Source organism: Vibrio sp. 10N.286.48.B8 (assembly GCF_003050085.1).
Lineage (GTDB): Bacteria > Pseudomonadota > Gammaproteobacteria > Enterobacterales > Vibrionaceae > Vibrio > Vibrio crassostreae.
Genome location: NZ_PIGD01000019.1, coordinates 72223 through 90200 on the forward strand (window position 1 = coordinate 72223; position 17978 = coordinate 90200).

A 17978-nucleotide genomic window follows, 5' to 3' on the forward strand; every position below is an offset into this window, starting at 1 on the left:
GCTGAAAAGCAGAATAGACGGCCTGGTAAGCATCTTAGCTTACGAGCAATATTTGGTGTTTTCACAATATTGGTTGGCGTCATTTTCACTACTCTCAGACAAATTGCCGAGAATTATACGCTTTCAATTTGTGAGCGCAAGCGATTACATCAAGCTTTTGTTTACTTTCAATATTCGCTATTGGCCCAGTGTCGCAACCATTACCGCTTTGATGGTGTGCATGCGATTCTCAGCTTCATCAAACACAATTGAGTAATCCGATTCAAAGACTTCGTCAGTGACTTCTAAACCGTTCATTCCATACTTGTCTGCGACTTGCTGGCCGATTACGGTTTCATTGTTGTGGAAAGCAGGTAAGCAGTGCATGAATTTCACTTGAGAGTTACCAGTGAGCTTAATAACTTCCATATTCACTTGGTAAGGCGTCATAACAGCAACACGTTCGTCCCAAGCTTCTGGCGCCTCGCCCATCGAGACCCAAACATCGGTGTAAAGGAAATCACAACCTTTAACACCTTCAGCAACGTCTTCGGTTAACGTGATTTTAGCACCTGTACTTTGCGCGATAGCTTGGCACTCTTCAACGAGCTGTTCTTCTGGCCAAAAGGCTTTTGGCGCGACAAGGCGAATATCCATACCCATTTTCGCAGCACCGACTAAAAGTGAGTTGCCCATGTTATTACGAGCGTCACCTAGGTAGGCAAAGCTGATTTGATGTAGATGTTTACCGCGACCATGCTCAAGCATAGTGAGGAAATCAGCCAAGATCTGAGTCGGATGGAATTCATCGGTTAGGCCGTTCCAAACCGGCACACCAGCGTATGCGCCAAGATCTTCGACAGTGCTTTGACCAAAGCCACGGTATTCAATGCCGTCGTACATACGACCTAATACACGAGCCGTATCTTTCATTGATTCTTTCTGACCAATCTGAGAACCAGAAGGGCCTAGATAAGAGACTTGAGCACCTTGATCAAAGGCCGCTACCTCAAAAGCACATCGAGTTCGTGTTGATGCTTTTTCAAAGATCAAAGCGATGTTTTTACCGTTAAGCTTTTTCTGCTCTGTTCCTGCATACTTAGCTTTTTTTAGATCAGCAGACAGATCGAGTAAAAACTGAATCTCTTTAGGAGTAAAGTCGAGAAGTTTTAGAAAGTTACGATTGCGAAGATTAAAGGCCATCTCTCGCTCCTTGCGAATATAGAATCAATGAAGAACTCAGTTAAACATAAAGATGCTATATTTGTGAATATTTATTTTATTAATTTAATAAAAAAGGCCAGTAAATGAATACTGGCCTAGATAAGTTATTGAGTTCGTTTAACTGAGCTCTTTGACTTAGATACCGTCTCTTTCGATAGGGCAGCTCATACAGCGTGCGCCGCCACGACCACGGCCTAACTCGTTGCCAGGAATCGTTAGAACTTCGATACCCGCTTTGTCGTATTTCTCATTGGTGTAAACATTACGCTCATAGCCAATCACGGTACCTGGCTTCACTGTTAGTACGTTGTTAGCGTCATTCCACTGTTCACGTTCAGCTTCATAGTTGTCACCGCCAGTCGTGATGATCTTCAGCTGATCAAGGCCTAGAGCCCCTTCAATTGCTGACAGGTAGTTTTCCGATTTCTCTACACGCATCTCACCATTTTCTTTTGGTGTTAGGCGCCAAGTATCTAGATCTTTGCGAACAATCTCAGGGTAGACAGAGAAAGTGTCGATATCCATGTGCGTCATCACCGTATCAAGGTGCATACAAGAGCGGTGTTTTGGTAAATCGATAGCAATTACTTCGGTTGCTTGACCCGAACGGAACAAGCTAGCCGCTAGGTTTTCGACACCTTGTGGCTTGGTACGCTCAGAGATACCAACCAGTACCGCGCCTTTACCGATAACCAGTACGTCACCGCCTTCAATATTGGCGTTGTCGTAGTGAAGGTCTTCATCACCAAAGTACTTAATGAAATCTTGACCGGCGAACACTGGATGCCAGCGGTAGATAGCACGCAGGTGGTTCGTTTCACGTTGACGTGCAGGCTTCATCATTGGGTTCAGCGATACACCGCCGTAAACCCAGCATGAGGTATCTCGCGTAAACAGGTGGTTAGGCAGAGGTTCGATAACGAAATCGAGTGGTCGATGCATTTTAGGCAGCATCGATGATGATTTGATAGGAAGCTCAGAATAAGCCAAGCCACCGAGTAAGATCGTTGCTAGATGCTCATTATCCATTTGAGCAAGGTAGTTTCTTAAGTCACGGGCAAAAGTAGGCCCATAACGGAAATCTGAGATTTGAGTATTCAGCAACCACTCACGAGCCTGAGGTACGGCAAGCGTCTCTACTAGCAGGTCGTGCAGCAGTAGCACTTCTACGTCTTGACTGCGCAGCGTTTCTGCAAAGGCATCATGTTCTTCACCAGCTGCTTCAACGGCAAGTACATCATCAAATAAAAGATCATGACAGTTTGAAGGGGTGAGGTGGGTGAGTGCTCTTTCAGGTCTATTTAGGAGAACTCGTCTCAATTGACCGACTTCGGAGCCAACGTACAGCTTACTCATTTTGCATCCTTACTATTAATCCAGCGTCTATTTATGACAAGCTTGTCCGTAATATGCAAGTTTTACAGATTGAGTTAATGCAAGGTATTTGGCTAATTATTGGTCATAAAATCTGCCATTTTAAACTTTACGCAGATTAAATTCCAATTTACTGGCTATCGCACGGAACAACGTTTTTGAGGATCTATGCTCAATTCATGGCTTGTTAGAATTGAATTTTGCTTATTAATCGTGATTTTTTATTCACTATTATGCACTTTTTGATAACAAGCTGAGGATTTATGCACCCTAAAAGCGGTTGGGTGTATGCAGCCAATGTGACTAATCACGCAAGTTTTATTCAATAAGCCCTAAAGTGGCCACAAAAACGAAATGCTAAAATACGTGGCGGTTAATAAAATGTTGGAAATTTGTTTCTGTGATTTTGATTTCACTTTTGAATTGATATTGGCTCTGCGATCTCGCGATAAACTTACCTTTCTAGGCCTGATCTGGGTGGCTTTTCTGGACGATCCGTGCCATATTTCGTGGCAATCAAATTTGATCTTTTCATAGTCAACACTCTGGAGCAGACACATGTCTCACGAAGATGAATATCTATCAGTAGCGGAATTAATTGAATTTCAAAAGGAAGAGACTCGCGACATCATTACAGCATTAATTGAAGATGGTAGCGATCCTGAAGCTCTATACGATATCGAGCATCACCTATTTGCTGAAGATTTCGATGTGCTTGAGAAAGCGGTTGTTGAAGCATTCAAAATGGGCTTTGAAGTGCTTGAAGCTGAAGAGACTGAAGACGAAGATGGCAATAAGCTACTTTGTTGTGATGCAACGATGCAATGTACTCTGAATGCAGAAGCGATCGATGAGCAAGTTGAGAAGCTTGTGAACCTTGCAGAGAAGTTCGACATTATCTACGACGGTTGGGGCACTTACTACGAAGGTGAAGATGCTATCTACCCGGACGAAGATGATGAAGGCGAAGAGTAATTCTTTCCTAATTTAAAAAAATGCCAGCCTCGAGCTGGCATTTTTTTACCCTCAGAGAAATAAATGTCTTTATATGCATTCATTCATTATAATGCGGTCAAAATTGATCTAGCTCAAGGAATGATATGCGGTTGCTTCTCGATGGTCTTTGGCAAATTTCGCCACTGACGGATCTCTCTATCCCACAAGATGACATCACTTTTCCGGCTCCGTTAAGCTCAAAGCTCCCTGGTAGCTTGAGTGACAATGAAATTGCAGAGCAAGAGTGGCACCTGATGCATGACATCGAAGTTGATGATGCTATGTTGGCGTGTCCATTCGTTGAGTTGGTCGTAGCGGGTGTCGATTACTTTGCAGAAGTGCGACTGAATGGCGTTGCCGTGTTTGATTGCGATGGTAGCCAAGCTGAATATCGCAAAGACATCCGCCCTTATATGCAGTCTGGCCGAAACCGTTTTGAGATCCTTTTCCTTGAAGAAGAAGAGAGCCTGCTGCTTGAAGAGGATATGGATGATTCTGTATCTTCACAGGTTGTCGCTAAATCTGATTCGCGCATCGGGATTTGGCAAGCGCCATACCTGCAGTTCGTTCGAAACGTCAAACTAGAGCAAGTTGTCACAGAGCAGATCTGGCACCATGGCGGTGGCTGTGAGTTCAAAGTAGATGTTATCTATCAAACGCTAAAGCCGGGGTTAATATCGGCATCCATCAAGTTTAATGGCATGACACTCGTAATGCCGATAGATGTGCGCGCAGAGCATACCGGCGTTGTGTTTCAGGTGGAAGCTCCCATGGTATTTAATCTTGAGAAGCCCAACCCTAAGCATCTATATCAGTTAGAAGTGGTACTTGATGGGCAAGAAGAGAGTTCTTTTGTTGCCTTGAACCCAACTTCTTGCGTCAGTAACTTTTTACGCTAACTCCGTATATTTTAGCACTATCTTCTTTCGCTATAGCGGCACATTCTGCTTATAACGATTTGGCCATGACAACCTCACAAGCGTCGTGGCCTGTCTCTCCCCAAGCTGAGTCAAGGTGCTCAAACCCAAGTTTCTCATAGAGTTTGACCGCAGCACCTAAGCATTCCGTCGTTTCTAAATACATGTGTTGATACCCAAGTTGTTTGGCTTGCTTTAAGCTCAAAGCGACAATTCGCTTGGCTAGGCCATGCCCTCGAGTTTGCGGTAAGAAGTACATCTTTTGTAGCTCACACACATTGGGTTTGCCTGCTAGAGGGGCAAAGCCACCGCCTCCGACGATCTCACCGTTGTGTTCGATAACCCAGTACATTGCATTCGCTTGGCTATAGACAGAATACATATCATCGAGTGTTGGATCGGCCACGCCATAGCCTTTATCTTCGGTCAGTCCATGTTCAGCCGAAACTTGGCGAATGACTTGTGCGATGCTTGGGTTGTCTTGCGGTGTAATGGCTCTAAGGGTGAACTCAGCAATTTGTTCCATGCTCTACCTATGAAAGGGTCACTAATATGTGACCCAATATATGGTGACTAAGCATGTTGGTGCAAACAGAATTGTTGTTGTGCCATTTGGTTGTCAGCTTTTCGTAACCACACTTTCTCATGGAAGTAGTAAGCAACTGTATTTAAAGCTGGCTCTAGCAAAGCCATCACACCGCCGATGAAGGCATCGCCAGTCAACAAGTAGACAACGGTAAAGGCAACACTAAAGTGGATGCTAGCAAAGCTTGCTGTTTTTAATTTGGTCATCCACTGACGAGCTTTAAGCGCTGGTACTTGAGCCCACGCCTTTTCATGAAAATAGAAGGCAACAGTATTCACAGAGGGCTCAATCATGGCGATTAAGCTACCAATTAAGATGTCGCCTGTGAGTACATAAGCGACACTAAATGCGATAGTAAAATGTAATGCAGCAAAGGTTAGTGTCTTTTTCATGATAATTACTCGGTCGTTGTGTTGTTTCGATAGAGCTATTATTGAGAATTATTATCACTAAATCCAATGGGCAGTTAAGATTGTTTTGATAGGCAAAAGCTATCAATAAACTGGAGTGAGGCTGATTGGGTTGGAACTTGGTGCATAAAAAAAGGTTGACCATGAAGGCCAACCTTTTTATCTAGAGCGAGAGGTTCCAAACCTCCTCGTTCATTCAATTTTAAAGAGCAGCAATTGTTGCTTTTTGCTCTTCAAGCTTCACAAGAGTCTCTTGGTAGCTTTCAAGCTTTTCACGCTCTTTCGCGATAACCGCTTCTGGTGCTTTAGCAACGAAACCTTCGTTACCTAGCTTACCTTCGATACGCTTAATCTCACCGTGAGTCTTAGCTACTTCTTTATCTAGACGAGCAAGCTCTGCATCTTTGTCGATAAGACCCGCCATTGGGATCATTAGCTCAGATTTGCCAACCAGTTTAGTTGCACAAGCAGGAGTCTCTTCACCATTAGCTAGAACTTTAATGTCGTCTAGTTTAGCTAGAGAGTTAAGAACGATCTTGTTCGCTTCGATACGAGCTGCATCTTTCTCATCAGCTACTTTGATCATTACTTCTAAGCCTTGGCTTGGTGCAATGTCGTATTCCGCACGTAGGTTACGGATAGCTGTGATGAAAGTCTTAACCCATTCGATGTCTTCTACGATCTCAGCATTGAAGTTATCTTCGTTAAACTGAGGAAGCGCTTGAGTCATGATTGTCTCGCCTTCAACGCCGTCTACTAGAGGCTTAACGCTCTGCCAGATAGATTCAGTGATGTAAGGAAGAACTGGGTGAGCAAGACGCAGAGTCTTCTCTAGAACCGTGATAAGCGTGTAACGAGTCGCTTGTTGTTGAGCTTCAGTGCCTTTCCAAAGAACCGGTTTAGTTAGTTCTAAGTACCAGTCACAGAATTGGTTCCAGATGAATTCGTAAAGCGTGTTTGCTGCCATGTCTAGACGGTAGTTGTCTAGGTGAGCATTAAACTCTTTCGCTGCAACTTCAAACTGAGATTCAATCCACTTATCCGCTAGAGAGAATTCCATGTTTGCACGGTCTTCAACAGACAGTGACATGCCACAATCGTGCTCTTCTGTGTTCATCAGTACGTAACGGCTCGCGTTCCATAGCTTGTTACAGAAGTTACGGTAACCTTCAAGGCGCTTCATGTCCCAGTTGATGTCACGGCCAGTTGAAGCCATAGCAGCAAGAGTGAAACGCAGTGCGTCAGTACCGTATGGTTCGATACCGTTTTCGAAAGTTTTACGTGTTGCTTTTTCGATCTTAGCAGCCAGTTTAGGTTGCATCATGTTGCCACAACGCTTTTCTACTAGCTCTTCAAGGCCGATGCCGTCAATCATGTCGATTGGGTCAAGTACGTTACCTTTCGACTTAGACATCTTGTCGCCGTTTTCATCACGGATAAGACCTGTCATGTAAACCGTTTTGAAAGGTACTTGAGCCTTGCCATCTTCGTTTTTCACGAAGTGCATGGTCATCATGATCATACGAGCAACCCAGAAGAAGATAATATCAAAACCAGATACTAGTACTTCTGATGGGTGGAATGTTTTCATTGCTTCAGTATCTTCAGGCCAGCCTTGCGTGCCGAACGTCCAAAGTGCAGAAGAGAACCATGTATCAAGTACATCGTTGTCTTGCTTAAGAACAATCACCGGTGAAAGGTTGTTCTTTTCACGAACTTCTTCTTCAGTGCGACCTACGTAAACTTTACCATCGTTGTCGTACCATGCTGGGATACGGTGGCCCCACCACAGTTGACGAGAGATACACCAATCTTGTACGTCACGCATCCACGCGAAGTACATGTTTTCGTACTGCTTAGGTACGAATTGGATTTCGCCATCTTCAACAGCTTTGACTGCAGGTGCAGCAAGAGGTGCTGTGCGCACGTACCACTGGTCAGTCAGCATTGGTTCGATAACCACACCACCACGGTCGCCGTAAGGGACAGTTAGGTCGTGATCTTTGATCTCTTCAAGTAGACCAAGTTCATCGAATTCAGCAACGATAGCTTTACGTGCAGCAAAACGCTCCATGCCTTGGTACTTAGCAGGGATATCTGTTGAGTAAACATCGCTTTCTTCGCCGTTGGTTGTGAAGACTTCAGCAGCATCACGGATATCAGCGTTGAACGTTAGGATGTTGATCATCGGTAGGTTGTTGCGCTTACCCACTTCGTAATCGTTAAAGTCATGAGCTGGAGTGATCTTCACACAACCCGTGCCTTTTTCCATGTCTGCGTGCTCATCGCCTACGATAGGGATAAGACGGTTAACAACAGGAAGTAGGATTTCTTTGCCGATAAGATCTTTGTAACGAGGATCTTCTGGGTTAACCGCTACGCCAGTATCACCAAGCATGGTTTCTGGACGAGTAGTAGCAACAACGATGTAGTCTTTACCATCAGCCGTTTTAACACCGTTCGCTAGCGGGTAGCGGAAGTGCCACATGAAACCTTTTTTGTCTTTGTTTTCAACTTCAAGATCTGAAATTGCAGTGTGCAGTTTAGGATCCCAGTTTACTAGACGCTTACCACGGTAGATTAGGTCTTCTTCGTATAGACGAACAAACACTTCTTGAGTCGCAGCCGATAGGCCGTCATCCATAGTGAATCGCTCACGATCCCAATCTACAGATGCTCCAAGACGACGAAGCTGTTTAGTGATCGTGCCACCTGATTCGCCTTTCCATTCCCAGATCTTGTCGATGAAAGCTTCACGACCGTAGTCGTGTTTTGTTTTACCTTCTTCAGCAGCAATCTTACGCTCAACAACCATTTGAGTTGCGATACCAGCGTGGTCAGTACCCACTTGCCAAAGCGTGTTTTTGCCTTTCATACGTTGAGCACGGATAAGCGTATCCATGATCGTATCTTGGAACGCGTGACCCATGTGTAGGCTGCCAGTGACGTTCGGTGGCGGGATCATGATGCTGTAAGCTTCTTTTGATGTGTCACCGTGTGGCTTAAAATAGCCTTTCTCTTCCCAAGTCTGATACAGAGCTTGTTCGATTGATGTTGGGTTGTATGTCTTTTCCATAGTGCTCTTAAACGGATACTGTGAATGGTTAATCGTGGTCAAACTTCATAAGTGAAGCTTCTTGAATCTAAATCCAAAGATAGCTTTAACTATGAGGTTTGACTATGGATGTTGAATCTCGATCGTCTGTAGCTGATATCCAGCCTGACGGTAAATTTTATACCTTTCTCGAGCGAGTTGCTTAGCTTTTTCTTCGCAAGGGACGAAGTCTATCACCTGAGCAAAGGCGTTCGCAAAGGTTGTATGATTATCGGCCAGATTAATTACTAGCTGACGATTCCAATTATGTTTTACGCCTTGATAGCCAATTTCGATGTTGGTTGAATACTTTGGGCCTTCGCCAACCAAGTTGTGCGCAATAAACTCACTGGGTTCGACTTGCCACAAAACTTCAGCAATACGCTCGGCATGTTCTTTGTCATTACAGTTGAGATAAAGCTTAGCGCCTTGTTTCGCAAAGTGCTGAGCAAGAAACAGCACATAGTGAGCAAAACCATCTTCGCTGGCTTGCGGACTGTCTGAAGGCACAATGTAAAATGTAGCAGTCTGCATACTTAATACTCGAACTGAAAATCGTGGATATCAATGTTACTTGGTTAACAGGATCTAACAAATAGCGCTTATTAAAAAAGGGCCCGTAGGCCCTTTTTATTATTTTGAAGATTGCTCTTCAGTCTCTTGGCCGCTGCGGTTCAATAAGAATTGGACTAGCATTGAGACAGGACGACCTGTCGAGCCTTTCGCTGCGCCTGACTTCCAAGCTGTACCAGCACTATCGATGTGTGCCCAGTGGTACTTCTTAGTGAATTTAGACAGGAAGCAACCAGCAGTAATTGTGCCGCCAGGACGGCCGCCGATGTTCGCCATATCAGCGAACGGGCTGTTTAGCTGCTCATGGTACTCGTCTGCCATAGGTAGACGCCATGCTCGGTCACTTGCTTGCTCAGAAGCATTAACAAGTTCGTGAGAAAGCGGGTTGTGGTTCGATAGAACGCCACTGATGTGGTGACCTAGAGCGATCACACATGCGCCAGTTAGCGTAGCAACATCGACAACACAATCTGGTTCAAAACGCTCAACGTAAGTTAGAGCATCACATAGAACCAAGCGACCTTCAGCATCAGTGTTTAGTACTTCAACCGTTTGGCCTGACATTGTCGTTAGGATATCACCTGGACGGTAAGCATTGCTGCCTGGCATGTTTTCACAACCTGCTAGGATACCAACCACGTTAATAGGTAAGTTCAGTTTAGCCAATGCTTTCATTGTACCGAATACTGACGCCGCACCACACATGTCGTACTTCATCTCATCCATACCTTCACCAGGCTTAAGCGAGATGCCGCCTGAATCGAAAGTCAGACCTTTACCGACTAATACAATCGGCTTCGCATCTGGATCCGGAGCGCCTTTGTATTCCATGATAGACATCATAGATTCATTTTTAGAGCCACGGCCTACTGCTAGGTATGATGTCATACCCAGTTTTTCCATCTCTTCTTCGCCAATGATCTTAGTCTTCACTGTCTCGTAATCGTCAGCTAAACGACGAGCTTGAGATGCAAGATAAGCAGGGTTTGCGATGTTTGGTGGCATGTTGCCTAAATCTTTAGACGCTTTTACACCTGAAGCAATAGCAAGGCCGTGAGAAATAGCTTTCTCACCCAGGCTCAATTCGCGGCGTGTTGGTACGTTGAATACCAATTTACGTAGTGGGCGACGAGTCTCTGGTTTGTTGCTCTTGAATTGGTCGAATGTGTAAAGACCATCTTTAGTCGCTTCTACTGCTTGGCGAACTTTCCAATAAGTGTCGCGACCTTTAACGTGAAGTTCTGTAAGGAAACATACTGCTTCCATAGAACCTGTTTCGTTTAGTGTGCTGATGGTTTTTTGGATAATTTCTTTGTATTGACGCTCGCCTAGCTCACGTTCTTTACCACAGCCTACCAGTAGAACACGTTCTGAAAGTACACCAGGTACTTGATGCAGTAGTAGCATCTGGCCAGGTTTACCCTCTAGATCACCGCGACGAAGCAGTGAACTAATGTAGCCATCGCTAATCTTATCTAATTGCTCGGCTACTGGAGAAAGGCGGCGCGGTTCGAATACACCGACAACGATACATGCGCTGCGCTGTTTCTCTGGGCTGCCACTTTTTACACTGAACTCCATGCGTACTCCTACATCCTGAAGACAAATCGAACTAAATGTTAGATAATGGGTTCTTACTTGTTGGATCCTATAATGGAACTAACCTTAAAGAAGAACGCTAACACTTAGCTAAAAATTTAAAAAAATAAAAGGTTCAACGGGAAATTATAGTGATTCAATCAAAAAAACAAGTTTTGTATAGGTAATTTGAGCGTGATTATTGTTAGATATTTGATCCGCGAGACAATCAAGAGCCAATTTGCGATCTTTTTTGTTCTCTTTCTCGTGTTTCTCAGCCAAAAATTCATCAGTGTTTTAGCGGACGCCTCTGATGGTGATATCCCCGCGAGTCTTATATTGTCGATTGTTGGCTTAAATATGCCAGCGATGGGCCTATTGATGCTTCCTCTCAGTATCTATATTGGTATTTTGCTGACTTTTGGCCGCCTTTACGCCGAAAGTGAAATTGTGGTGATGAACGCCACCGGTATTGGTAATAAATTCCTGATTCAATCTGCACTTTACTTAGCTTTAATTACCGCAACGGTTGCCGCTTTTAACTCATTTTGGTTGTCTCCTTGGTCACAAGACAAAGTTGAACAAATGTATGAAGAAGTAGCCGCAGAGAATAGCGTTGATTTGCTACCAAAAGGTAAGTTTGAAGGCACGCCGGATGGTTCTTCTGTGGTGTTTATCGATGATATTGACGGCAATAAATTAGAAAATGTGTTCGTTGCTCAAATGCGCCCACGTGACTCAGTACTGCCAAGTGTGATGTTCTCGAAGTCGGGAGATGTAAAAGAACTCAGCGATGGTCGCCAAGTTATCGTGATGTACGATGGCACTCGTCATGAAGGTGTGCCTACACGCCTTGATTATATGGTGACACACTTTGAAGAATACGAAGGCCTGATCGGTCAACGTGAAGTTGAGAAGAAAGGTCGAGACTGGGAAGCTATCCCGACACTTGACCTTATCGGTAACCCGAATAATAGCGCGAAAGCTGAATTGCAATGGCGTATTTCTTTGGTACTTTGTATTCCATTGTTGACCATGCTTGTCGTGCCGCTGTCTGCGGTAAACCCTCGCCAAGGTCGTTTTGCGAAAATCGGCCCAGCAATACTGATTTATCTCACCTATTTCTTAGCAATCAGTGCAACTAAATCTTCAATTGAAGAGGGAAGCATTCCTGCGGTAATCGGCATGTGGCCAATCAATGCGTTGTTGTTATTTGTCGCGATTGGTGCAAACTTTATGGATAGCGTGCCAGTAAGGCGTTTGAAAGAAAAATTCAAGAATAAGAGGTTGGCTTAAGCCGTGTTTAAGATTCTCGATTTATATATAGGCAGAACCATCATCGCAACGACGTCACTGGTATTGGTGACGTTTGTTGGTCTCTCTGGGATCATCAAGTATGTAGAACAGCTGAGAAAAGTTGGCCGTGGTACATACGATCTATTACAAGCGCTGTACTTTGTTTTACTGAGTATCCCTCGTGATATCGAAATGTTCTTTCCAATGGCTGCATTGCTTGGCGCATTGATTGGGCTTGGTATGCTTGCTGCGAGTTCTGAGCTGGTAGTTATGCAGGCCGCTGGTTTCTCTAAGTTAGATATCGGCCTATCGGTACTTAAAACCGCTATTCCACTGATGATCGTGGTGACACTACTTGGTCAGTGGGGCGCACCGCAAGCGCAGAAAATGGCTCGTGATTTAAGAACTATTTCCATTGCTGGTGGTAATATTATCTCGACGCAAAGTGGTGTTTGGGCTCGTGATGCGAATGACTTCATCTTCATTGTCAAAATCGATGATCAGAAGCTATATGGAATGAACATGTGGCGCTTTGATGAAAAGAAGGCACTTAAGACCGCTATTTACTCTGACGAAGTTGATTACGTTGGAGATAATGTGTGGACGATGAAGGATGTCGAGATAACGTCTTTTGAAAACGAACTTCAAATTACCAAAGAAAGTCTACCGACATACTCATGGAAGACATCACTTGCTCCAGATAAGCTTGCGATTGTAACGGTTAAGCCAGAAGAGCTCTCTTTAAGTGGTTTGTATGATTATGTTTTCTACCTTAAAGCGTCGGAGCAAGATGCATCACGTTATGAACTGGCATTGTGGAGGAAGATAACTCAGCCAATTTCGATCGCGGTTATGATGCTGATGGCACTGTCGTTTATCTTTGGTCCTTTGCGTAGTGTGACCATGGGGGCGAGAATACTGTCAGGTGTTATTGCTGGCTTTACCTTCTATATATCCAGTGAGTTTTTTGGCCCTGTGAGTTTGGTTTATCAGATACCGCCCGCCTTTGGCGCAATCGCCCCGAGCGTGGTGTTCCTTGGAATTGCCATCATGCTCTTGAGGCGAAAACTGTAAATAGAAAAAAGGAAGGCATAACGCCTTCCTTTTTTGATCTTGATTGGAGCTAACTTAAATCACGCTATCTTGCTTGTGGTAACACAACGACTTCGGTCTTTGCCCAGATATCGTGAAAGCCACGTTTTTGAGGATCGAATGGCACACATAGGTTTGCCAATCCAAAACCTGAAGTACCTAAGCGAATTAGCGCCTGAGTTACTGTGATAGCTGAGCCATCTTTGTTTTGAACGCGCAGTTTCCAAGCTCTCATACCGAGAGTTTGACCAGCTCTAGTCCAGAAAAATACAAAGAAATAGACCCAAACGGCCACTAAGTAAAAGGTGTATGCAGGGCTCCAAATCGGATGGTTGGTTAAGAAGTCACTAACATCGGCATAACCGCTGTGGTTAAATATGCCGAGAGCCATGAGCGCGTGCAGTAGAGCGACAATGACGCCAGCCGCCAACATTTCAATAGCGATTACGATCAGAGCGTCATAGAACAAGGCACCAAATCGGCGCATGACTCCTGCTGGTGGCAGAGTGTTTGTTGATGTCATGTGTTATTACTTCTCTAAAAATTGAGGCGTCAGAATATAGTTTAAGGCTTAGCCTGAAAAGAGACATGACGCACAGCTTATGACTTAGTGGCGAAATTATCGGCAAACACACATGAATTCAAGTTTTTATACTTGCCACATCAGTTCGCATACGTATAATGCCAAACATCGAAAGGGCAATGCCCCAAGATAATGCCGGTATGGTGAAATTGGTATACACGACGGATTCAAAATCCGTTGCCTTCGGGCGTGGCGGTTCAAGTCCGCCTACCGGTACCATATTTAGATAAAGCCCTGATCAGAAATGGTCGGGGCTTTGTTGTATCTTGAGTATGGAAAACGTTGCCTCGCGGTAGCGGCAGGAATGCCTGTCCAATCGGTCCGCCTAAACCGGTACCATATTTTAAGATAGAGCCTCAACGAAAGTTGGGGGTTTGTTGTATCTGGAGTCTGGAAAGCGTTGCCTTCGCGGTAGCGGCAGGAATGCTTGTCCAATCAGTCAGATCTTGCTGTTTCATTCCTAAATCTCGCAGTTTCACTTCGTAATTTCATTTCCTAATAAATTAATCATCTTAAATCATACTGTTACCTGTCATTCCTTCTTCTATTGTCTATGTTTAAGTAAATAACAGAGGAGAGAGATATGCTGACAGTAACCCCTTACTTGTTTTTTGACGGTCGTTGTAGTGAAGCGTTGGATTTTTATCATAAGTGTTTCGGCGGTGTGGTTTTATCGAAGCAACTTTTTAGTGATGCACCACAAGTAATAGAGGGAGCTCAACCTGATTGGGTCATGCATGCTGAGTTCGAAGCATTTGGTATGAAGCTGATGATGTCTGATGGTGTTAAGGCAAAAGAGCTAGAAGGGAACAACCTAGCACTTTCTCTTGTTACAGATGATACCGCGACCCAAGAACAGATCTTTGAAAAGCTAAAGCAAGATGGACGAGTAATGACGCCGTTAGCGGATACTTTTTGGGGCGCTCGGTTTGGTAAGGTTGAAGATAAGTTTGGAATACGCTGGATGGTGCATTGCGATTCTTTAAATTGAACCTGTGAAATTGGATAGTGAAATTGCTGCTTGGTTTTATTAGAATTATAAATAGAGATTATTAATCAATATTATATATAAAAATGGGCAGCATAAAGATTACCGTAGATCGCATTCAGCCCGGTCTGCATATACGACTCCCCGTAAAATGGAATGAACACCCATTTTTATTCAACAGTTTTAAAATCAAAGATGACGCCCAAGTAAAGGTAATTCGACATCTTGGGATTAAGCACGTCTATATAAACTTGAATCAAAGCGATACATCCCCTCTACCTGCTAACCATGTGATTGAGCAAGAAGCCGATACTGATTTACAAGTAAGCCTTGAAGCGGAAAGAATGTGGAAAGATAAGCATGAACGTATCGAAACTTTAAGCTCTTATCGTCGCAGAGTGAGTCATTGCGAGAAAGAGTTCGAACGTTCGCTGGCCCGAATGCGCTCTGTGATGACCAAGATCCGTAACCGACCTTTAGATGCAGTAGGGGAGGTAAAAGCTCTGGTTGATGACATTGTCGAAACATTAGTAAGCGATGATAACGTCACATTACACCTTATGAATGCTAAAGCTGATTTTGAAGACATCTACTTTCATACATTGAATGTTTCTGTTGTCGCGCTGATGATAGGTAAAGCTAAAGGTTACAATACGCAGCAATTAAAAGATCTTTCCTTCGCAGCGTTGTTCCACGATGTAGGCAAAATCAAAATACCAGTCGCTATATTAAGAAAGCAGAGTGCGCTTACGGTACCAGAAGAGAACTACTTAAAGCTTCACACTAAATATGGTGCAGATATTGTTTCAACAATTGATGACTTTCCTGAAAGGGCCAAAAAGGTGATTGCTCAACATCATGAGATGAATGATGGTTCTGGTTATCCCGAAGGCTTAAAAGAAGATGAGATAGATGAATTTGCCAAGATAGTCGCAGTGGCTAATGCATTTGATAACCTTTGCCATGGTAAAACGCAATATCAACAAATGATCCCGTATCTGGCACTGTCCCATTTATATAAAAGCTGCAAGCATTTATATAGCCAAGATAACTTGGGGCTATTAGTTAAGTTCATGGGAGTTTACCCACCAGGAACCGTAGTACAGCTTTCAAATGATTCGATTGGGGTTGTGATATCCGTTAACGCGAAACATATGCTTTATCCAAATGTACTTATCTATGATCCTAGCGTGCCAAGAACCCAAGCCCCGATTATTGACCTCTTTATTAAAGAGATAAAAATCGTCAATGCCGTTCATCCAAGTAAATTACCGGAACAAGTGAGAGAGTATCTAAACCCAAGAGCTCGTTTATCTTATTTTTTTGATAACGGGGAGTAGTTATCCACAAGGTGTTGTGGGTAATTTGTTCGAAACTTGGGGTGAAAATGGTATAAATAAGCCCTTGGTTGAAATATCTCCGCTTAACCTCTTTTTTCAATAAAAAACACATTTAATGCTTGCCAATAAGAGCTGCATCTCTATAATGCCGCCTCACTGACACGGTAGACGCCACAAGGCTTCAGCGCAGAATGTTAGTAAAGGCAACTAGCTTTGAGTGATTATTCGCTCCTACTTTTAGAAAGTAGAAATTAATTCCAAATAAGTGTTTGACACTGAGAATTAAGTCGCTAGAATGGCCGCCTCTTTCGAAGTGATGCAAGTCACAACGAAGAGAAGCTCTTTAACAATTTAAACCTATCAATCTGTGTGGGCACTCGTTGATGAATATCAAAACGTTTTATCGTTAGATAAAACAGATTCTTCGGAATCAACTTTGGTTTCAATGAACTGAGTGACCAATACAAATAACTACTTTCTCTTGTAGGAAGAAGGTATTTGGCACAGTCAATTCATTATCATTCTGTTGGAATGGTAATAGCTTTAAAATTACATAGTAGTTTTGAAGTCAGTATTCGTTGAGTCACAAAATCTTAAATTGAAGAGTTTGATCATGGCTCAGATTGAACGCTGGCGGCAGGCCTAACACATGCAAGTCGAGCGGAAACGACACTAACAATCCTTCGGGTGCGTTAATGGGCGTCGAGCGGCGGACGGGTGAGTAATGCCTAGGAAATTGCCTTGATGTGGGGGATAACCATTGGAAACGATGGCTAATACCGCATAATGCCTACGGGCCAAAGAGGGGGACCTTCGGGCCTCTCGCGTCAAGATATGCCTAGGTGGGATTAGCTAGTTGGTGAGGTAATGGCTCACCAAGGCGACGATCCCTAGCTGGTCTGAGAGGATGATCAGCCACACTGGAACTGAGACACGGTCCAGACTCCTACGGGAGGCAGCAGTGGGGAATATTGCACAATGGGCGAAAGCCTGATGCAGCCATGCCGCGTGTATGAAGAAGGCCTTCGGGTTGTAAAGTACTTTCAGTTGTGAGGAAGGGGGTGTAGTTAATAGCTGCATCTCTTGACGTTAGCAACAGAAGAAGCACCGGCTAACTCCGTGCCAGCAGCCGCGGTAATACGGAGGGTGCGAGCGTTAATCGGAATTACTGGGCGTAAAGCGCATGCAGGTGGTTCATTAAGTCAGATGTGAAAGCCCGGGGCTCAACCTCGGAACTGCATTTGAAACTGGTGAACTAGAGTACTGTAGAGGGGGGTAGAATTTCAGGTGTAGCGGTGAAATGCGTAGAGATCTGAAGGAATACCAGTGGCGAAGGCGGCCCCCTGGACAGATACTGACACTCAGATGCGAAAGCGTGGGGAGCAAACAGGATTAGATACCCTGGTAGTCCACGCCGTAAACGATGTCTACTTGGAGGTTGTGGCCTTGAGCCGTGGCTTTCGGAGCTAACGCGTTAAGTAGACCGCCTGGGGAGTACGGTCGCAAGATTAAAACTCAAATGAATTGACGGGGGCCCGCACAAGCGGTGGAGCATGTGGTTTAATTCGATGCAACGCGAAGAACCTTACCTACTCTTGACATCCAGAGAAGCCAGCGGAGACGCAGGTGTGCCTTCGGGAGCTCTGAGACAGGTGCTGCATGGCTGTCGTCAGCTCGTGTTGTGAAATGTTGGGTTAAGTCCCGCAACGAGCGCAACCCTTATCCTTGTTTGCCAGCGAGTAATGTCGGGAACTCCAGGGAGACTGCCGGTGATAAACCGGAGGAAGGTGGGGACGACGTCAAGTCATCATGGCCCTTACGAGTAGGGCTACACACGTGCTACAATGGCGCATACAGAGGGCAGCAAGCTAGCGATAGTGAGCGAATCCCAAAAAGTGCGTCGTAGTCCGGATTGGAGTCTGCAACTCGACTCCATGAAGTCGGAATC

At 44.4% G+C, this 17978-nt stretch carries 14 protein-coding genes, 1 tRNA gene and 1 rRNA gene; 8 read left to right on the plus strand and 8 right to left on the minus strand.

Annotated elements, in window-relative coordinates; genetic code table 11:
- Positions 1 to 177 precede the first annotated feature (177 nt).
- Together CWO08_RS18995 and arcA are read right to left on the minus strand one after the other, a co-directional pair.
- Positions 178 to 1182 carry an ornithine carbamoyltransferase gene (locus tag CWO08_RS18995; protein WP_102432499.1) on the minus strand — a complete coding sequence of 335 codons (1005 nt, stop codon included), beginning with the start codon at positions 1180 to 1182 and terminating at the stop codon, positions 178 to 180.
- 156 nt (positions 1183 to 1338) lie between these two features.
- Positions 1339 to 2559: an arginine deiminase gene (arcA, locus tag CWO08_RS19000; protein WP_048659260.1), complete on the minus strand. Its 1221-nt coding sequence runs from the start codon at positions 2557 to 2559 to the stop codon at positions 1339 to 1341.
- 576 nt (positions 2560 to 3135) lie between these two features.
- Here arcA and rraB point away from each other — a divergent pair.
- Both rraB and CWO08_RS19010 read left to right on the plus strand, forming a co-directional pair.
- Positions 3136 to 3552 carry a ribonuclease E inhibitor RraB gene (gene rraB / locus CWO08_RS19005; protein WP_017058930.1) on the plus strand — a complete coding sequence of 139 codons (417 nt, stop codon included), beginning with the start codon at positions 3136 to 3138 and terminating at the stop codon, positions 3550 to 3552.
- Between the two features lie 125 nt (positions 3553 to 3677).
- Complete coding sequence (locus CWO08_RS19010) at positions 3678 to 4472, plus strand: hypothetical protein (protein ID WP_108020921.1); 795 nt, start codon at positions 3678 to 3680, stop codon at positions 4470 to 4472.
- 49 nt (positions 4473 to 4521) lie between these two features.
- Here the strand turns inward: CWO08_RS19010 and CWO08_RS19015 are convergent, their stop codons facing one another.
- The 5 genes from CWO08_RS19015 to pepA all read right to left on the minus strand — a co-directional run bounded on the left by CWO08_RS19015 (position 4522) and on the right by pepA (position 10734).
- Entirely contained in the window at positions 4522 to 5016 is a 495-nt protein-coding gene (locus CWO08_RS19015; protein ID WP_108020922.1) for a GNAT family N-acetyltransferase, read from the minus strand.
- Positions 5017 to 5063: 47 nt separating this feature from the next.
- On the minus strand, positions 5064 to 5468 hold the full coding sequence (locus CWO08_RS19020) for a DUF2061 domain-containing protein (protein WP_108020923.1): 405 nt from the start codon (positions 5466 to 5468) through the stop codon (positions 5064 to 5066).
- Positions 5469 to 5688: 220 nt separating this feature from the next.
- Positions 5689 to 8562, minus strand: coding sequence for a valine--tRNA ligase (locus CWO08_RS19025; RefSeq protein WP_108020924.1), 2874 nt, complete (start codon positions 8560 to 8562; stop codon positions 5689 to 5691).
- A 102-nt stretch (positions 8563 to 8664) separates the two neighbouring features.
- Entirely contained in the window at positions 8665 to 9114 is a 450-nt protein-coding gene (locus CWO08_RS19030) for a DNA polymerase III subunit chi (protein WP_048659254.1), read from the minus strand.
- A gap of 99 nt (positions 9115 to 9213) precedes the next feature.
- On the minus strand, positions 9214 to 10734 hold the full coding sequence (gene pepA, locus CWO08_RS19035) for a leucyl aminopeptidase (protein WP_017058936.1): 1521 nt from the start codon (positions 10732 to 10734) through the stop codon (positions 9214 to 9216).
- A 192-nt stretch (positions 10735 to 10926) separates the two neighbouring features.
- On the opposite strand from pepA, the gene lptF reads away from it, so the two are divergent.
- Both lptF and lptG read left to right on the plus strand, forming a co-directional pair.
- Positions 10927 to 12027 (plus strand): LPS export ABC transporter permease LptF, encoded by a 1101-nt coding sequence (lptF, locus tag CWO08_RS19040; RefSeq protein WP_048659253.1) that lies wholly within the window; start codon positions 10927 to 10929, stop codon positions 12025 to 12027.
- 3 nt (positions 12028 to 12030) lie between these two features.
- The gene (gene lptG / locus CWO08_RS19045; RefSeq protein WP_108020925.1) at positions 12031 to 13101 is read left to right on the plus strand and encodes an LPS export ABC transporter permease LptG; all 1071 of its coding nucleotides are present in this window, start codon (positions 12031 to 12033) and stop codon (positions 13099 to 13101) included.
- Positions 13102 to 13165: 64 nt separating this feature from the next.
- Here lptG and CWO08_RS19050 read toward each other — a convergent pair whose 3' ends face one another.
- The gene (locus CWO08_RS19050) at positions 13166 to 13642 is read right to left on the minus strand and encodes an RDD family protein (protein ID WP_048659251.1); all 477 of its coding nucleotides are present in this window, start codon (positions 13640 to 13642) and stop codon (positions 13166 to 13168) included.
- 194 nt (positions 13643 to 13836) lie between these two features.
- On the opposite strand from CWO08_RS19050, the gene CWO08_RS19055 reads away from it, so the two are divergent.
- The 4 genes from CWO08_RS19055 to CWO08_RS19075 all read left to right on the plus strand — a co-directional run.
- Positions 13837 to 13921 (plus strand) — tRNA-Leu (locus tag CWO08_RS19055).
- A 364-nt stretch (positions 13922 to 14285) separates the two neighbouring features.
- The gene (locus CWO08_RS19060) at positions 14286 to 14693 is read left to right on the plus strand and encodes a VOC family protein (protein ID WP_102431395.1); all 408 of its coding nucleotides are present in this window, start codon (positions 14286 to 14288) and stop codon (positions 14691 to 14693) included.
- An 83-nt stretch (positions 14694 to 14776) separates the two neighbouring features.
- Positions 14777 to 16030 carry an HD-GYP domain-containing protein gene (locus CWO08_RS19065; protein WP_102431394.1) on the plus strand — a complete coding sequence of 418 codons (1254 nt, stop codon included), beginning with the start codon at positions 14777 to 14779 and terminating at the stop codon, positions 16028 to 16030.
- 595 nt (positions 16031 to 16625) lie between these two features.
- A 16S ribosomal RNA gene (locus tag CWO08_RS19075) occupies positions 16626 to 17978 on the plus strand; the annotation flags it as partial.